A 17,148-nucleotide genomic window follows, 5' to 3' on the forward strand; every position below is an offset into this window, starting at 1 on the left:
TAAAGCGCATTCTGGCTGAAGCCAGCATGAACTGTTACTCTGGCCTGCAAAGCAATTGCAATTCACGATCAATATCTGCGGATAACCCCAGTTGAGACCAGCCCTGAATTCCCAACAACAACGACGAGTCGAGACAGGAATACAATGGCCGCTCAGCAGTCGCAGCAAAAGAATTCAACCGGACAGGACTGAACTCCACCTTACCGGCCAGTAACCCGGCATGCAGAGCCCGTTGCACTATGAATGTCGCAAATTCAAACCTGCTGACACACTGTGGCCCGGCATAGTGATACAAACCAGGCCGAAAAGGCTGCACCACCAGTTGCCAGATCCGCTCAGCGAAATCCAAAGCCGAGGTCGGACTGCCCCACTGGTCCGTCACCATCGAGACTTTTTGCTGCGGCGTCTTCTGCAAAATAGCCAGCAGTTTTACCAGAAAATTACTGCCAAAGCCAGAATAAAGCCATGAGGTCCGCAAGATCAATGAACGCTGTGCATAGCTAAACAGCAAGTGCTGTTCTGCCTCCAGTTTACTGGCACCATACTGGTTCAGAGGCGACACTGCGGCTTCTTCTGTATAGGGCTCGGACGACAGACCATTAAAGACGTAATCGGTGGAAATATGGATCAGGGGGGTGCCCAAAGCAGAAGCCCATTGCACCAGCCAGCACACCAGCTCCGTATTCAGCAACGAGCAGTGCTCAGGGTCCAGTTCGGCCTGATCAACATCTGTCCAGGCCGCTGCATTGATAATCAGGTCCGGCGCCGCTGCATCCAGCTGAGCGTTCAGCTGGGCCTGGCTCAGAGGAACCAGGCCTGAACGCCCCAGGTAAGTCACCTTCAGCTGTGCAGGCTGGCTATAGGCCAGCGCCTGCGCCAGTTGACCATGTTCACCCAGCACCAGCACCTTCATAAGCCAGTGCCAAACAGTTCAGCCTGCACCAGAGTGGGCGCATTTTTGTCTTTATCCGACAAAATAGCCTGTGCCGGATAAGGCCAGGCAATCGCCAGTTGCGGATCGTTCCACAGCAAGGCCCGATCCGATGGCGCGTCATAATAAGCCGAGACTTTGTACTGCACTTCAGCTTCAGCCGAAAGTACCTGAAAACCATGGGCAAAACCGGCTGGAATAAACAGCAATTGCCGGTCTTTGGCCTGCAAAGGCACAGCATAACTGCGGCCAAAATGAGTTGAATCCGGCCGCAAATCGACCGCCACATCAAAAATTTCGCCGCTGATGACGCGGATCAACTTGGCCTGTGGCGGGTTCAGCTGATAGTGCAGCCCCCGGATCACATACTGCCTGGAGACGGAAAACGATTCCTGCACAAAATGCACAGAATGGCCGACTGCGTCGTTTAATAAAGACTCCCGCCAGGCTTCTGCAAACAAGCCTCGCGGGTCTGTGAGTAATTCAGGTTCACATAACAACAGCTCTGAACCTTGTAACGCACTAATTTTCATGCCGTATGGACCTAACGATAAAAAGGAGCCCGCGCTTCTGTGATGTCCATTAACCGCACTGGTCTGTGTAAGGCCTGCCCCCCATCACGTGAAATCGGAACCCAAGGCAAACGGCCACGCCCTGTGGATGATTTTAATGAGAACAGGTCAAACGGGATGGACACATAAAACCCTTTGGTAAAGCTGCCTTCGCCATACTGCTCAGCAGACATATCGGTAAAAGCGCCATAGGCCCCAACAATAATACCGCTGTCAAAACGACGGGCGAACTCCAGGGTGACCCCTTTGTCTTTCGCCAGATACTGGCCCACACTGACCGTCACCAAAGAATCCTTCAGCCAGCTGTATTGCGGTTGCCAATAAGCCGATAAATGCCCGGTCACGGTTTTGTAGTCAAAAAATGCCAGTTCTTTCTCATACGAACGTTGTTTGACGTAGTTCAGGTCCAGACCAAAAGCCAGGCTTGAATCCACAGGCCGGTACAACACTTCGCCACCCACACCACCAAACATGGTTTCCAGATAACCGGCATACAGCTGACCATACCAATCGGGGCTCAATTCATCTGCCCATTGGGTAAACAAGTTTTCCATGGTCACATCACTGCGGGTCACATACTCTCGAACATAAGTACGAACCCTGGGAACTCCGGTGTCAAAAGAATCCACTTTGTAGTTGAAGTGATCAAAGTTGGTCAGCAGGTTAATTTTGGCCGTGCCGAACACACCAAAATTTGGTGTTAATTTATAGGAGGCATTGGCCAGCAGCCCGGCCTGATACATATAAAACGATTCTGGGTTACCAAAGGACTGGATCCAGAAGAAGTTGCTGCCAAGCCCTAATCCGGTGTAATCCTGCTCGGTCTGCCACTGGTGCGGCTGCGGGTTCTCACGTGTAAATGAGTCTGTGACCTTCAATCCAGGCTGTTGTGCAGTGCTTGCCGCAATAAACTGTTCGGCGTCAATATGCGTTTCAACAACAGGTAAGCGCGCCGATTCAATCACAATCCGATAGCTTTTTACCGATCCCGGCAGGTACTTGGCCAGCACCCGGCCAACCCGCTCCATCGCCACATCTTCATGACGATACGCCACCTGACGACCTGTCAGTACCAGCTCGTCGTCTGTCAGCTTGTAATTGTTCACCACAAAACCGGCATGGTGATAGAGATCGCTGGCTAAAGCCGCCTTATCAATCAGCTCAATGCGGTCAACGGCACGTTTCTCTGAAACTTCCGGAGGAGGCAGGTCCAGCTTGACCTGGCTGATACTGTTAAAATTCAGCTTGTAGCTGACACCAAAACCAAAGGTATTGCCGCGCTGGTAATTGACGGTCAGATCAAAGGCGTCATTGAGTGCATAGACGGCGGCGAAGTTAAAATCTGAGTCCTGCGCCAGGGCCCCGGCAAAGTCCTGCAGATAGGTATTACCATCGTATTCCGCTTTTAACCGCAGCGGTGCCCAGGGCGTTTGGTATTCAATACCGGCATACAAAGACGTCGGGCCCCGGAAGAATTTTTTATATTCTACCTTGCCACCTGAACCCGACACGCCGCCAGGCCGATCACAGAAACGATCGTTCAGATCACAAAAGGGGTTGGAGATATTGTCACGTCGGCCCAAATAGCCCCAGCCTAAACCCAGGTGTAAATCGACAGGACCAAAACGTTTACTGGCGGCAATAAATTCACTTTCAAACAGGCCGGTGCCACCAAAGTCTCGCACCCCAACGGACAGCTCCGGTACATACAAAGATTCCTGCCACAACCGCAGCTTTACATCGATGCCTTTATCCTTGTAGGTCTGGTTACCACTGAAACTTGGGTCTTCGCTGTAGAGCTGGGTACGGACATCGGTGTAACGAATGGTGGTCTCAAGCCAGGGGTAAAGCTGCAAAGACGCTGACCAGAACCTGTATTCCTGGCTGTCGCTGTAATTCAGATAAAAATCACCTTCGGTGCTGTGCCGGGCGGTCGGCATCTGGATCAGACCAGTGCCACCTTGGGCCATTTGCGAAGAGCCTGCCGGCGACTGCCAGAAATAATCAGCGGCCAGCGCCTGCTGAACCGAACAGGCCAACAGGCTCAGCGTCAAGTAATTCAACTTCTTCATTCCATTATCCTGTAACGTACCAAGGCCACCAGCTCTGTATTAATTTCTGCCAGCTCGTCCGGCAGTTCATCCGTGTCCAGACCTACCAGCGCAGTCATCCACGGAGCCACAGGCACTGTTTCGGCATTCCAGAAGCGAACCCCAACCTGACGTACCTCGGCCTGTGTAACCAGATACAAATAATCCCTGTCTGCTGCCGCAGTGACCTCAGGCTGCAACTGGCTGGCGGTCAGGCCCTGTGTCAGGGGCCAACTGGTAGCGGATGTCAGGCCTGCCAGAGGTAAGGTTTGTGGCCTTTTCCCGGCCAACAGCTTGTAATGCCCTGCCTGCAGTTTAGGGTTCAGCACCGCTTTGGTTCTGACCTTGTCAAGGTCCATGGTGCCTGGCACAGGCATTGCCACTCGCCATTGCTGAATCTCGGCAGCTAAACGGGCGATGGCCTGAGCTTCGGCCTCATCCTGTTGTTTCAGGTAGTGCTGACGGGCCTGCGCCAATAACTGCAGAACCCGGATTTTTTGTTGCTCCGCCTGCATTAACGAGTCCGCATCTGTTTTGTATAGCCGTACTGCCGGCCAATACGTATCTGGCTGGCTGGCCTGCTGCAGCACAGCATCCAGCCGGGGCGGCTCAAAATAACCCCGGTACTGGCCCTGCCATTCCACCAGCACAACAGGTTCTGCCGCCCAAAGCGGCAAACAACACAAGCCAAGCAGGCTGGCCCATAACCTCATCAGACAGCTCCTTTGGTGATCAGCCCGCTTAAGCGGGCTGCTGCAGTCACATGTTCAATTAATAGCGGTGGGAAAAACGGAGCAATATGTTGCAGGCTTTTCAACACCTGACCTGAAGCCGGGTCCAGCCAGAACAGGTTCTCCGCCGTCTGGCCATTGCCAAATGTAACCTGCTCCGTCACTTTGCGGGCAAGCAATGTCATACCGGCAATATCAATTTGTTCGTTTTGCACGGCGCTGATGCGGTACTGGGTTTGCACTGAACTTTCGTTATTCGACCAGTCCGTCAGACTGCTCCAGCTTAATCCCTGCCGGATTTCCTGAGCCTGGTTTTGCAGCGGATCTGGCGTGTCTGCCTGGCTAAACAGTAAATCTGTGCCAAATCCTGAAGTTTTCACCAAACGGCCATTGCGGGTGTTCAGCATGGCGTGGTCCTGCGACACCCATTTGCGTTCGTCATGCTCAACATAAGCAAGCACCACCAAGGCTCGGGATCTGCCGCCTGGCGTGACATAAAGCACATCGTATTTTTGCGCCACAATGTCTTCTTTGGATAAAGTCACACCAACGTCTGGGCTGAAGGCTTGTTCAAGGGTGTAGGCATAGTTGTAGTAAGTAGCAGAACAGGAAAGTAAAGTGCTGAGCGTCAGTGCAAGCAGACCTAACCTGAAAATTATCATAAGCAGTCACTCTTGGGATCGCAGCGAATAAAAAGCCGCCAGAAGGCGGCTTTCTCATTACCAGTTCAATTACTGCAGTGTTGGTGCGTAAGTGAAAGTAACAGCTACTGTGGTCGTAGCAGTACCGGTGCCGGTGCCAGTTACAGTCACAGCAGTGCCTACACAAGAACCATTGACCAGCGGGTCTGAACCGTTACAGGTTGGAACCGGTGGTGGCGGTGGTGGTGGTGTAGTATCGCTGTCTGAATTGCTGATAACGGCAGCCAGCACACCAGCGGCAACAGCACCAGCAACCACAGTACCAGTGGAAATACCACCGATAGTACCGCCGAACGCACCTGAACCGGCAGCAGCTTCTTCCTGAGCAGAAGCAGTACCAGCAACCAGCAGAGCGGCAGCTAATAACGCATTTAATTTAGTCATGACTATCATCCCTTTTTAAAAAGCTCCCACAGGATAGAGAAAAAACACCCTCGCGGCAAGAGCTGGTTTCAGTAAATGCGGTGAAATCAAAGGCTTCAGCCATTCACCGCACCAAGCCCCCGTTGCTCTGACAAGGAATGCGTCACCAGGTTCCACATTTGCTCAGATTGCTGCTTCAACCCAGCGGATGCCTGCAACACAGTTTCTGGGTTTTGGACGAGCAGTTCATCCAACAACTCCGTCAACTGCAGATCCGTGAAGTCGGGCTCCAGCAAAAACTGCTGTTGCTTATAATCGGCAAATAAGGCCTGGTACTTATGGCTCCAACTGGTGCCAAGACAAGGAACCCCTTGTGACAAAGCACTGACACAGCCATGAAAACGCGAACAAATCACCGCCTTGCTTTGACCAATCAGCGCTTTCACCACTAAAGGATCGGCTTCCTGACGCAGGGTCGCCCGGCCCTGACTGGCCGCCACTAAAGCCTCACACAACTCTTGGTCTTTTTTGCCTTCGTGGTTCAGCACCAGCACCTGCATGCCCTGCTCCAGCGCCCTGAACATCAGATGGGTGAGCACAGGCAAATAACTGTCCCGCCAACGACGATCGGCATTGCGTGGGCTCAGCATCTGATAATTCGGGATCATCGTCAGGGTATTGGCAGGCAAAGTGCACGCCAGCAGCGCTCCTTGCACCAAGTTGGTAAAATCCGGCGCTTGCTGAACCTTGCCTTGCGGGCAAAGCGCACGCACATGCTGCAGGCTTTGTGGGTCTCTGGCGAGCACCAGCCGTGCCAAAGGCAGCGCCTCTGTCAGCGCACGCCGTTCTTTTTCCCGGCTAAAGGGCCCAAAGGCCTGAGGCAAAAACACATAGGCCTTGCCGCGTCTGGCAAAACGTTTTAATTCATCGGCCAGGTGCAAACCATGCGCTTCCGGCCATTGGTCGCCATAGGCAAAACCACTGGCATCCAGCACGACGTCAATATCCGCTTCCGTGACAATACCGAATTGGCGGATCAGCCATTGCCGCAACTTCTTAGGCAGATAATCACTGTAGGCATTCATTTCAATGCCAAACAACCGCAACCCTGCTTTTTGATAAGCGCCTAACACAGCCCTTGCCTGATAAGGCGAGTTTGCTCCGGTTTGCAGCACCACCTGGGCTTGTGGCCAGCATTGCTGTAGTTGCTGCAACACGGCATGCAACATCAGCTCTGCCCCCTTGTTCACAAATTGCACGCCACGAATTTCTATAAAAGTCACATTAGTCCTTGTTAACTGGCTGAACCCACCGGCTGTTTATAACTTCACCTCACGCACCAACAGTGCATCGGTCTTCTTCTGGGAAAACGGAACACCACCTTGCGGATCGGCATAGCCTATCGCCAGCAGCATCACCACACGCTGATAAGGCTCCAACCCCAAGGTCTGGGCAATGGCTTTTTCCCGGCTTTCAATATCGGGCCAGTTGATTGGGCAGGTGGAGAGGCCTAGCGTTTCCAGCGCCAGCATTAATTGCATAGTCGCCAGCGACGCATCGATGTAAATCACGTGACGGTCCCGTTCGGCCGGATAACAGCTTAAATCGCCAATCACCGCTATCAGACTGGGAATTTGTCCGGCAAAACCCGTGGTGCCCATCGCCAAATCGGCCACTTTAGCGGCATCCTCAGGCCGGGACAATAAATCAAACCGGTACGGCTGACGGTTGCAGGCAGAAGGTGCCAGGCTGGCCGCATTCACCGCCTGACGGATCAACGTTGGGTCCACCTGCTGTTGGGTAAACCAACGCACCGACCGGCGGCGCTGGTACAAAGTGTACAGATCAGCAAACACTATAGGGCAATCAGGCAATGCACTGGCGGGATAAGGAACCGAGCTCGAGCCTGTTTGGGTTGCGTCTCCAACCTGTTCAGTTAGCTCCCGGCTAAGCTGTTGCCACACTTGACCAAACAGACTCCTGGCTTTCGCAATTTCTGCAGTGTCTGTGACAACTTCAAAATAACGGTTCAGCACATCAGCGGCCCATTTGAGCTCTGCAGAACAGATACTTTTCTGCTGCACAGCCCGCTCGAAGATCACCACAGTTTCCATAATATAGTCGGAGGCAAAACTGGCCCGACGCGGCTGCATAATCAGGCCTTTTTCCAGCCGGTGAATATTACGGCGCAACAAGGCGCTGCTTTTTCCCAGCTGATGCAACTGCTGTTGGTAGGCGAGACGTCCAGCCAGTACAGAATGCTGTTCGCGTCTGAAAGCCGGACTGAACCAATAGAATAACGAGGCAGAAAACGCACTCCGGGCCAAAAGACCAGCCCAAAACAAACTCACATGTTCAATACGCAGTTTTAACCATTGTTTGAACGATGCGGGCAAAAGACGTTTCAGTACATTCATAACAACCTGTGGTTTTTTCAGGAAAACAGCTTTGCGAGCAAAAAGTCAGGAGGGCAACTATAAAGCTGAAGGTAAAAAAAAGCCAACCTCAGTATTGGGTTGGCAATAATTCATGAAAATTGTTGACGGACCGCCGCAGTATATCTGAACGGCACGCCTCACATTGCTGCATTTTTAGACATATTTTTGCGTGATTTCGTATTTTTTATATCAAAGCGTAGTTTGTCACGAAAAACCATATAACCAGCTAATGTGCCAAACACTGTCCCCCGCTCTTGACTCAAGCGCAATTTGAACGCCAGCCATCGTTTGAATGGCACTATGGCGTACAGATGATTATCTTCGAGGAAATAATTAAACCAGGAATACAAGCGGGTCAGCCATGGGTATCGTTTTACATTGGCGTGGCCCAATGGCTCTGCATTGCCACTTTGCTGGGACACCAGTTGGTTCACATAAGTTTTCCACAACAGTTTGGAGCGCCTCAGTGAATACGGCACTTGTTGCCAGAATGTCATAAAGTCTCCGTCCCAAAGCGGCATCCACCAATCCAACGCAAAAAAATCATAATAGCGATTTGAGTTGATAATGAATTTGGCCTGCCGTTCGCGGTAATTCCAGCATTCAGCCAGGCTATTGACATTCAGCCGCTGCCGGCGCCGCGCTTCGTCAGCTATGGTCTCAAGCTGCAGGATGATTTTTTCTCTGACCGCCTCAGGCAACGCCTCCCTGCTGTGTTCATAATGTTTCTTCAGCACAGCGTTCAAAGCTTTTGGCACCTGATGACTTTCGCACCAACCAGAGTCATCCAGTGCCCCAGAAAAAAAAGCACCGGTATGGCCCGGCGCAACCACCGCATTGGCATCTATCTGCCGGTTTTTCACCAATTGCTGTATGGCCGGAAAAACCTGAACCGTGGGCACAGACACCAGGCCATGAACAAAATCGAGAAAACGCTGAAACTCCGGCTGCTGAAACAGCTCGCGCCACATTTTCCGGGAATAAGTCACACAAACCCATGGGTAACCTGCAAGACTGGCGACTTTGCGGCTCAGCGCGACCTCGGCACTGCCAGGCCGGCCAAAGGTAAAGCAGACGACATCAGGGTAACCGGCACGGCGAAGATGCATGGCCAGGGCACGTGAATCATAACCGCCACTGAGCGGTAATACGATTTGCCTTCCATTTGCATAACGGATTAACCGTTGTACCACTTTTTCTGTTACAAGGTCCAACTGCTCAAGCCAGGGCTGCATAGACTCGGATGTATGCTGGCTATTCAAATGCAGGTACCAGTCATAAATTATGCGTTGTGGTTGTTGCCCCAAAGACCAGTGCAGCAATTCCGCCGCCTGCAGCTGATAAATCTTTGGGTGCAGAGTTGCGTTGCCGGTAATAAAACCGGTGAAGCTGAATTCAGCAACGCTGTCCGGTTCAGGTTCTGCCGCTGGTAACCGCTCAAGCAACCATCCGGTGTCATCGCTGATCAGCAGATCGGCTCCGTCCATGGCGTAGAATAAAGGCCGGCTGCGGGTTCGGTCGGTAAAACAGCACAGCTGCCCGTCAAGCAACAAAACTCCAGAGAAAAAGCCGTTTAGCGACCGCAAGTACTCTGCCAGTTGGTTTTGCTGGCAGGCCAGCTTCAACAGCGGCAACAAATCGGCCGCGGCCAGAGCCTGCTCACAAGAAAATACCTGGCCACATAACCATAACTCAGGCAACACCTCGGTTTTGCCATAAGCGCCCGATAAATTCCAGGTTGCACCTTCAAACCTTGCCAGCAACAGCACTCTCCTTTTTACCGCAAAAATAAAGGGTCATAGATGAAAACAACAGCACATGCAGCAGGCCAACCAACGCAAATGCAGCAATAGCAGATACTGGCTGTCCGTTGTCGCTTGCAACCCAGACAAACGCCAGCACTCGCCCAATAAAAGTAAATAAATTCAGTAACGTAGCCCAGTGTTGAATTCGCAGCACCATCACCGCTTTTACACAGGGGGTATTCACAAAGGCAACATATAACCACAGGGCCATCCAGCGGGCGTAATCCCCGGAGCTTTGCCACTGGTCACCAAACACCCAGCCAAAAATTTCATGCCCGTAAAAAGCAAGCAGCGCAAAAGGCAACAGACCAAGCAGGGCCAGGCCTGCCATGGCCTTCAGCAACACCAAAACCAGCGGCTGCCGCTGTTCTGCACAATGGACAAAATGTGGGTAAAACACGTCACCTACCGCTTTACCAAGCACCAGAGCAGGTAGCGCTAATACCGTTTTGGCGAGGGTATAAAAACCAGCAGCACTGGGGCCAAAATAACCAGCCAGCAGTAACACAGGGGCACTTTGGGCGGCAGTATTCAGCAACTGTTGCGGGGTTTGAAACCAGATAAAGGCCTGAAACTGACGCATCACCCTGAGCAGCCGTTTCCGGCGCTTTGTTGCGCCAAGTTTCAGCAGGCGCCCGTATCGGACTATTGCGCGGGGGGCACGGGGTGCGCTTTGTGTTAAAAAACAACAATGAGCCCAAGGAGCCAACAGGGCAATAGCCACAAGAACCGATGCCCCGCTGTGCATCCCCCCTCCACCCAGCCGACTTAACTGCACCAACAGGTTTTGTACTACCTCGGCACGCGCCAGTGTCCGCACCTGTTGCAGCCCAATCAACTGCTGCTGACGTAACTGCAGCAGTGTGGAGCCCAGCATGGCAACAGGAATGGCGTATAACCAGAGTGTGAGATTTGACAGTGACAACACCTGTGCAATAGGGCCGGCAAACAGCAGACTGACCACAAAAACCAACAACGCCAGCGCCACAGAAATAAATAACGACAGCTGAACCAGGCTGTATTTCTGCAGCCTCCCTTTAGCCTGCACCAAGGCCTGTGGCAAGCCTAACGCTGAGAGCGGTAACAACACCAGCAGTAAAGCCTGGAAAGCCCCATATTCACCATAAGCTTCAGGGCCAAACAGCCTGAGTAACACAGGTAATAACGCAAAATTAATTAACTGCACCAGCACAGTTGCGCTGACTAATACAGACAGGCGTTTTAACCAGGAAGGTAAGAACACAAAAGCCACAGCCACCACACAAAAGCAGAAAGAACCAGTATACTCAGCACACCAAATTACACCAGCTGCTTACCAATAAGCATAAAAAAACGCGCCATAAGGCGCGTTTTTTTTAACAACCAACTATTAACGAATATCGTCAGCTTTGTACTGATCAGAAACTACGTTAACACGGGCAGTACCTTCACGGTAGTAAGGAGCCAGAGTCACTTTATCAGCATCGGCATCGATGATGAAAGTAACAGATAACTTCTCGTCAGAACCTTTGCTCAGACCGAAAGCAGTCATCAGGTCGCCTTCGAACACTGTAGTTACAGCGCCTTTCTTCGCAACTTTTGACAGAGTTACTGGGCCGTATTTCACGCCAGTTTTACCTACTGCTTCAACGATGATATCTGCATCTGTAGTACCCAGGTTTGACACTTCAACGTTTGAAGAGAACTGAGCATAACCTACTGGCAGGTATGGAACATTGATTACAGCTGCATCCAGCTCCCACTCACCAGCGTCTGCATTAGACAGCAGAGAAGCTGGAGTAGCAATCACTGTACCGGCACCAGCAGTCAACGAGCTGTAAGACTGAGTAGCAGAAACTGTGAAAGAAGAAGGATCAATTGGGTTAGCCAAAGTAGCAACTGAACTGAAAGTGATTGTATCTTCACCAGCAGCAGCAGCAGCATCCCACTGAGCTTCAGTGTAAGTAGCAGTCAGAGTTGTTGCATTCACACGAACAACGGTCGCACCTTCAGCAGAAACCCAGTTTGCAGCTGCGTGAACTACTGCGTCAGAGAAGTCACCTTTGATAGTTACTACTGTACCGTTAGCGAACGCTGGGTTAACTACGTCAGCAGCTTTATCACCGAACTCCAGAACTAAAGTGTCGTCCAGTCCGTTACTACCAGTTACGAAATTACGTACGAACTCTGTACGTTCTTCACGCTCAATTACGCCGTCCAGTTCAGTATCAACAGCTAAAGTATACTGAGTTACTTCTTCAGCGATTACACCTGAACCAGTTTCAATAGCTGTGCCAGAAGAAGTTTCTGAAGAGTAAGCTACAGTAGATGCGCCAGCGATAGTTGGCAGGTTAGTATCACCAACAGTTACACGGAATGCAGAACTTGCAGTCAGCGGGTTACCCAGGTTTACATTGAACGTGATGGTATTGTCATCAGTGTCAATAGCTACTGAATCGAAAGTGAAAGAACCGGTACCGTAGTTGAACAGAATGTCACCACAATCACCCAGACCAGTGCCAGGGTTGTTAGTACAAGCACCACCAGTTAAACCAGTCAGGTCAACATCATCGCTTAAAGTCAGAGTAATTTCAGAAGCAGCTGGGTGCAGCTTGTCAACAACCACATCAAAAGAGAATGCAGCAGTTGAATCCAAGCCTACAGCTAAGCCTTCTGTTGACAGCTGAACTGGTGTCGAGCTGATTGATGCAGCGTTAGCGGCAAAAGCACCAGCTAAAGAAGCTGCTACTAAAGAGGCCTTAAATACCTTTTTCATATATCCAATTCTCCAATTTCATGAAATTGGAACAAGAAGCAATTTTCACTACCATTGTTCCGTGTTTTTATACAACTTTCTTATTGAAAGCTAAACTGTAAAGTTAAACCAGGAGCACTAGTAACCCCTAGCGCGCGCCTTTACTTCAACTTTCACGGCCTAGTTTATGTAACGGCTGCAATATGTCAACTGCAACTTGCCTGTTAGCTAAAAAAAGCCGCTGTTACCGTTTAAGTAACCCAGGTCTGGCCTGCTGATTTCACTGCACAGTACTGCATTTCTCAATGAAATACTGCTTTTCGCAGCTTAACTGCAGTTTCTGCTAACTACCGGGTTATGGACCTTTACAGCCTTATGCCCCTAAGCATATGTTTTAACAGAGTAAAACACTTTATGACAGTATCTGGTCAGCGATAAAAAAGCAAGCCTAAGTAACGCACTTTATTGATCAAGCCGAATAAATTGCATGCTTTCGTTCAACTGTTCTTTTAGCTCGGTCCATTCATCAGCTTGGTGGATCACTCGAGGAGTCACCAAAATTACCAACTCGGTTTTATTGGTGGTACGGGTTTTAGTGCCAAATAAAGCGCCGACCAGGGGCAACCTGTGCAAAAACGGCACACCATCATCGTTATTACTTTTATCTTCACTAATCAATCCACCCAACACTATGGTCTGGCCACTTTCGGCTACCACTTCGGTTTTTAAGCTACGCTCAAAAATCTGCGGGTTGCCTTCCAGGGTAGCACCGCCCGCCACCTGATTGCTGTTGGATTGATCAATGCTCATAATGACCACCCCCTGCGCATTAATGGTTGGAGTGACACTGACATCTATACCTGTTTTGCGGTAATCCACCGAACGGGTGGTGCCATTGGTCGGGTCTGTAGTGGTTTTACCGACAATCGGAATATCGGTGCCCACATTAATAGTGGCAGCAACACCATCTCGCACCAAAATAGTGGGCTTAGACAATACATTTACCAAGCTGTTGGTTTCAAAGGCCTGGGCGTTAATGGTTTTACTGCCGGATGCCCAGCCTAATACAGCCCCACCTATATCAGCAGCTCCAAAACTGGTGCTGCCGGAAAAACGGCCCGAATTAAAGGCGGCATCCACACCATATTTAAATTCGTCGGTTAACGTCACTTCGGCAATGGTCAGTTCCAACATGACTTGTTTGGGCATCACGTCCAGACGCTCAATCAATGGCAGCAGCGCCTGATAATCACTGCCAGATGTATAGAAAATTAAGGTATTGGAGCGCTCATCGACCACCATTTTTACATTATCGCCGCTGGCACCGGTGGTGGTTTGAGCGTTACGGTTTTCCACCTCTGCAGTGCGTTGCTCTGTCGAGCTTTGCGCCCGGCTTTGCACTGCCCCTGACTGGCCGGTAATTAAAACTGAAACGCTTTGCCCCAAGTCAGAAGCGCGGGCGTACCGGGGAGCGTAAATAAAATACTGTTTTTCAGTTCCTTTGCTGGGTTTATCCAACTGGCCTGCCCAAAATTCGATACGGTTTAAAAAATCCTGCTCTGACGCAAAGACCGCCACGGCTCCTAACTGGGCAACAGGCACAAAAGACACTCGGTTATCAGCCACGTTCGGGCCACGCATAATGCCTTCATTGATTAAAATTTGAGTTAAGGATTCAATAAATTCTTTTGGCGGTATATAAGCCAACTTTAAAAAGCCAACATGACGACTGCGACTTCCTGGAGCATCTAACAGTTGCATCAATTCAAGGGCACGAATCACCTGTTCACGATCCCCACTGATAAAAACGACACCCTGATCCATATCAACTGTGGTTTTGACGTTGGCAACTTCCTTTAAGGTCTTCACAATGTTGCCATTAAAGACATAACGAAGAGGAACTATCTGCTGAACATTAATTGAGCTTGGTACTGAATCTGGTGTGCGGCCATACCCCACTGACGTTACATCTGGGCCATCTTTTGGCTGTTTCTGGATGTAAAGCACATCGTTCTGACGTTTGACCACGATGCCCCGCTGCAACAACAGCTGCTCGGTCAGGTTGTAAAGCTTGCGTTGGCTCAGTGCCTCCTGCACATTCAATGAAATAGTGCCTGAATCATTACTCAGCCCTTCTCCCAGAATATAATTGGCTTTTAACAAATCGCCGAATACATGATGTAAAAAGTCAGGTAATGGCATATTATCGGCGGCAATTTGCAGGCTGCTGCCGGAAGAAAACTGGTCGGCTATAGTCACGTCGGAAGTAAAACCTACTACAGGGCCACGTAATACAGGCACCCGCAGTAACCCCTGCTGTGCTCTGGTTGCTGTGTCGCTTTCAATAACAGGCCGTTCTACAACAACATCAGCACCGGTACTTCGTAAGTAAGAATCTTGCAGTTCAAATTTCTGCGGTGCTGGCACAGTGGCACATCCGGTCAATACCGCCGAAGCCAGCAAGGATAAATAAAAAGACTGTTTCATAACTAATCCGGTTGATTCACTATTAATTCGGTTGCTGTTCATTCGGTTCGATATTGCCTGCTGTTTCAGTTGCTTCAGTCAACGCGACGGCCGGGGCAAATAACTCAAGCCATAGGGTACGTTGCTGCAAGGCCAGAGTCAGACGCTTGCCGCCAAGTTCAATCACCTGATAGCCATCCAGCATGTCACCCTGTTGCAATGTAAGACGACTCGGACGAGCTGCAGTCGCTGCTTTATTGTCTCCAACGCTTAATACGGCTTTATAGCGTCCGGCTTGCCGCACAATAGCGGTTAAACGGTAAACTTTGTCACCAATGTATAACTCTTTCAGTAACCCTTGCTGTTGTTGCTGCTGTTCCAGACTCATCCCTTTGTCCTTGTTGTCTTCAGCTTCAACTTCTGTGATGTCTGACTGCTCTAACTGACTAATCAACTGTTGCACCACATCATGGCTACCCGGTACCGGCGCGACTTTATTTATTGGTAAGACAGGCAATAAGTCTGAACGGGGATCCCGTAACTCTGGCCGGCTCAGCCAGAGATCCATCAGCACCAGCGCTAAAGCTCCACCAAATACAGGCGTCAGGTAAGGCCTGAGCAGTTTTAACCAGCTTTGAAGCTTAGATTGGTTCATGATGCATCCTTCAACCTGATAGCCACACGCAGAGAAACATCACCTGTCACATCACCAAGTTGTTGCGCGTTTTGTCCACGAATGTTCAGACGTTGGTTCAGCAACAACAGTGATGGCAAGCTAACTTGCTGTTGCATCTGTTGCTGCAACTTCAGGTAGTCCTGTAACTTACCGCTGAAGCTTAAATCTAACACCAGCGTCTGCACGTCCTGTTGCATGACGCCATCACGCCAGGCAGACAAACTAATTTGCAGATTGTGCTGGTTGAACATTTGTTCCAACTGCTGCTGGGTATCCAGCTTGACACGGGTCAGGTTTTCTGCCGGTGTCAGCTTCAGTTCCGCCGCTTTGACCAGCATACCCATATGCTGTTGAGCTTCACTCATTTCTGCAGACAGAGTCAGCAAAGCTTGGGTTTTCGCCAGAGTATTTTGATTAAACGCCAGTTGCTGCCAATTCTCCTGGCGTGTTTCCCACAAAGGCTGCCAGACAAAACGGGCGACTAATAAGACGACCAGCCAGGGTAAATAAGCTTTGTAAGGTTGCAGTGCTTGCATCAGCCCGCTCCTTTTAAGTCAAAACGCACTGTTGCCTGTTCTCTATCGCCCTGGCGCCGCACATTTCCTTCCAGTTCAGCGTTACTGACATCGGGTTGCTGCAATAACAATTGCAAAGCTTCGGTGGCTGACGGAGCTTCTATAGTGACACTCACTTGTTGCTGTTGTTGGTTAACCGCAGTGATCAAGACATTTTTTTTATAAAGCGGTACCAGTACCTGCCAGAGAGCCACCATAGAATGATCAGCCGGTAACACCTGCTGCAGCTGGCTAAAACGATCGATTTGTTTTTGCACCTGTTCACGTTGTGTCAAAACAGCAGCAGCATCGGAATTGACCTGTTCGAGTTCAGCCTGAGTCTGCTCCACTCGCACTGCCGTCCATTGCACAATGATCAATAAATAGAGGGTTACCGCTGCCGCAACAGGCCAGATCACACTAAACAAAGGTTGAAAAAACGAGCGGGCACCATGTTGATTAAGACGAAGAAAGCCACCCAGCTGGAACTGATGCCATCTTGATAATGCCAGAAAGAGAGTCCGGCTATGGCTGGAAGAATCGAGTTCAATCCGTTGCTCTATGGCTACGCCTTGAGACAACATAAACTGTTCGGCAGAAACCAACAATCCGCCTTGCACCGCGGAAACAGGTCCAGCCAGACTGTTCGTTAAATACACAGTTACATCTTTGGAAGGGCTTTGGTAACTGATAACTGTTCCTTTACTGAACGAATACGCCAACAACAGCGTTTCAGGTACAACCAACCAGGCGGACGCTGGTAACTCTGCCGTTGGTGTGAACCAAAGCACCGGCGTTTTACCGTTTACAGGTTCACCAATCCAGTAAAGCTGAACAACGTTCGAGGCGCTTTGTTGGGCACGGATAAGGGTGCGCGCCGCTGAGCGTTTTTCTACAGGTAACCACTGCACTTTCTCACTGTAATGGTGCCGGCTTAAAATAAGCACTTTGGGAGGGACCGCCAGACCATGAGCCAAAAGCTCACCTTCGGCTCCAAAGCTCAACAGCTTCTGGTCCAGATAACCAATCTGTTTTCTCAGCCATTGTTTTAGCGCTGAAATTATCCCTAAGGTTTTATTTGACATCA

The 17,148-nt window shown here is 50.4% G+C and carries 15 protein-coding genes; all 15 read right to left on the bottom strand.

The window, feature by feature from the left end; all coding sequences use genetic code 11:
- Window positions 1-34: 34 nt before the first annotated feature.
- The 15 genes from rfbD to WKJ03_RS04905 all read right to left on the bottom strand — a co-directional run bounded on the left by rfbD (window position 35) and on the right by WKJ03_RS04905 (window position 17,146).
- Entirely contained in the window at window positions 35-913 is an 879-nt protein-coding gene (gene rfbD, locus WKJ03_RS04835) for a dTDP-4-dehydrorhamnose reductase (protein ID WP_337841035.1), read from the bottom strand.
- The gene (gene rfbC / locus WKJ03_RS04840) at window positions 910-1,464 is read right to left on the bottom strand and encodes a dTDP-4-dehydrorhamnose 3,5-epimerase (RefSeq protein WP_337841036.1); all 555 of its coding nucleotides are present in this window, start codon (window positions 1,462-1,464) and stop codon (window positions 910-912) included. The genes rfbD and rfbC overlap by 4 nt, the downstream gene beginning before the upstream one ends.
- Window positions 1,465-1,475: 11 nt before the next feature.
- A complete protein-coding gene (locus tag WKJ03_RS04845; protein WP_337841037.1) occupies window positions 1,476-3,575 on the bottom strand; it encodes a YjbH domain-containing protein in 2,100 nt (699 codons plus the stop codon).
- The gene (locus WKJ03_RS04850; RefSeq protein WP_337841038.1) at window positions 3,572-4,306 is read right to left on the bottom strand and encodes a capsule biosynthesis GfcC D2 domain-containing protein; all 735 of its coding nucleotides are present in this window, start codon (window positions 4,304-4,306) and stop codon (window positions 3,572-3,574) included. Before WKJ03_RS04850 ends, WKJ03_RS04845 begins: the two co-directional genes overlap by 4 nt.
- Window positions 4,306-4,986 (bottom strand): YjbF family lipoprotein, encoded by a 681-nt coding sequence (locus tag WKJ03_RS04855; RefSeq protein ID WP_337841039.1) that lies wholly within the window; start codon window positions 4,984-4,986, stop codon window positions 4,306-4,308. Before WKJ03_RS04855 ends, WKJ03_RS04850 begins: the two co-directional genes overlap by 1 nt.
- 69 nt (window positions 4,987-5,055) lie before the next feature.
- Window positions 5,056-5,409 carry a hypothetical protein gene (locus WKJ03_RS04860; protein ID WP_337841040.1) on the bottom strand — a complete coding sequence of 118 codons (354 nt, stop codon included), beginning with the start codon at window positions 5,407-5,409 and terminating at the stop codon, window positions 5,056-5,058.
- 95 nt (window positions 5,410-5,504) lie between these two features.
- Window positions 5,505-6,671 (bottom strand): polysaccharide pyruvyl transferase family protein, encoded by a 1,167-nt coding sequence (locus tag WKJ03_RS04865; RefSeq protein ID WP_337841041.1) that lies wholly within the window; start codon window positions 6,669-6,671, stop codon window positions 5,505-5,507.
- 36 nt (window positions 6,672-6,707) lie between these two features.
- Window positions 6,708-7,805 carry a nitroreductase family protein gene (locus tag WKJ03_RS04870; RefSeq protein WP_337841042.1) on the bottom strand — a complete coding sequence of 366 codons (1,098 nt, stop codon included), beginning with the start codon at window positions 7,803-7,805 and terminating at the stop codon, window positions 6,708-6,710.
- A gap of 158 nt (window positions 7,806-7,963) precedes the next feature.
- Window positions 7,964-9,589 carry a hypothetical protein gene (locus WKJ03_RS04875; protein WP_337841043.1) on the bottom strand — a complete coding sequence of 542 codons (1,626 nt, stop codon included), beginning with the start codon at window positions 9,587-9,589 and terminating at the stop codon, window positions 7,964-7,966.
- Window positions 9,573-10,874 carry an oligosaccharide flippase family protein gene (locus tag WKJ03_RS04880; protein WP_337841044.1) on the bottom strand — a complete coding sequence of 434 codons (1,302 nt, stop codon included), beginning with the start codon at window positions 10,872-10,874 and terminating at the stop codon, window positions 9,573-9,575. Before WKJ03_RS04880 ends, WKJ03_RS04875 begins: the two co-directional genes overlap by 17 nt.
- 126 nt (window positions 10,875-11,000) lie before the next feature.
- On the bottom strand, window positions 11,001-12,386 hold the full coding sequence (locus WKJ03_RS04885; protein WP_337841045.1) for a hypothetical protein: 1,386 nt from the start codon (window positions 12,384-12,386) through the stop codon (window positions 11,001-11,003).
- Between the two features lie 441 nt (window positions 12,387-12,827).
- Window positions 12,828-14,852, bottom strand: coding sequence for a secretin N-terminal domain-containing protein (locus WKJ03_RS04890; RefSeq protein ID WP_337841046.1), 2,025 nt, complete (start codon window positions 14,850-14,852; stop codon window positions 12,828-12,830).
- A gap of 22 nt (window positions 14,853-14,874) precedes the next feature.
- On the bottom strand, window positions 14,875-15,486 hold the full coding sequence (locus WKJ03_RS04895; RefSeq protein ID WP_337841047.1) for a hypothetical protein: 612 nt from the start codon (window positions 15,484-15,486) through the stop codon (window positions 14,875-14,877).
- Window positions 15,483-16,043: a hypothetical protein gene (locus WKJ03_RS04900; RefSeq protein ID WP_337841048.1), complete on the bottom strand. Its 561-nt coding sequence runs from the start codon at window positions 16,041-16,043 to the stop codon at window positions 15,483-15,485. Before WKJ03_RS04900 ends, WKJ03_RS04895 begins: the two co-directional genes overlap by 4 nt.
- A complete protein-coding gene (locus tag WKJ03_RS04905; protein ID WP_337841049.1) occupies window positions 16,043-17,146 on the bottom strand; it encodes a hypothetical protein in 1,104 nt (367 codons plus the stop codon). The genes WKJ03_RS04900 and WKJ03_RS04905 overlap by 1 nt, the downstream gene beginning before the upstream one ends.
- Window positions 17,147-17,148: the final 2 nt, after the last annotated feature.

Source organism: Rheinheimera sp., from assembly GCF_037442525.1.
GTDB lineage: Bacteria > Pseudomonadota > Gammaproteobacteria > Enterobacterales > Alteromonadaceae > Pararheinheimera.

Bases quoted from the DNA above. Each gene is read 5' to 3' on its own strand.
- rfbD (WP_337841035.1), bottom strand. From the start codon at position 913: ATGAAGGTGCTGGTGCTGGGTGAACATGGTCAACTGGCGCAGGCGCTG.
- rfbC (WP_337841036.1), bottom strand. From the start codon at position 1,464: ATGAAAATTAGTGCGTTACAAGGTTCAGAGCTGTTGTTATGTGAACCT.
- WKJ03_RS04845 (WP_337841037.1), bottom strand. From the start codon at position 3,575: ATGAAGAAGTTGAATTACTTGACGCTGAGCCTGTTGGCCTGTTCGGTT.
- WKJ03_RS04850 (WP_337841038.1), bottom strand. From the start codon at position 4,306: ATGAGGTTATGGGCCAGCCTGCTTGGCTTGTGTTGTTTGCCGCTTTGG.
- WKJ03_RS04855 (WP_337841039.1), bottom strand. From the start codon at position 4,986: ATGATAATTTTCAGGTTAGGTCTGCTTGCACTGACGCTCAGCACTTTA.
- WKJ03_RS04860 (WP_337841040.1), bottom strand. From the start codon at position 5,409: ATGACTAAATTAAATGCGTTATTAGCTGCCGCTCTGCTGGTTGCTGGT.
- WKJ03_RS04870 (WP_337841042.1), bottom strand. From the start codon at position 7,805: ATGAATGTACTGAAACGTCTTTTGCCCGCATCGTTCAAACAATGGTTA.
- WKJ03_RS04885 (WP_337841045.1), bottom strand. From the start codon at position 12,386: ATGAAAAAGGTATTTAAGGCCTCTTTAGTAGCAGCTTCTTTAGCTGGT.
- WKJ03_RS04890 (WP_337841046.1), bottom strand. From the start codon at position 14,852: ATGAAACAGTCTTTTTATTTATCCTTGCTGGCTTCGGCGGTATTGACC.
- WKJ03_RS04895 (WP_337841047.1), bottom strand. From the start codon at position 15,486: ATGAACCAATCTAAGCTTCAAAGCTGGTTAAAACTGCTCAGGCCTTAC.
- WKJ03_RS04900 (WP_337841048.1), bottom strand. From the start codon at position 16,043: ATGCAAGCACTGCAACCTTACAAAGCTTATTTACCCTGGCTGGTCGTC.
- WKJ03_RS04905 (WP_337841049.1), bottom strand. From the start codon at position 17,146: ATGTCAAATAAAACCTTAGGGATAATTTCAGCGCTAAAACAATGGCTG.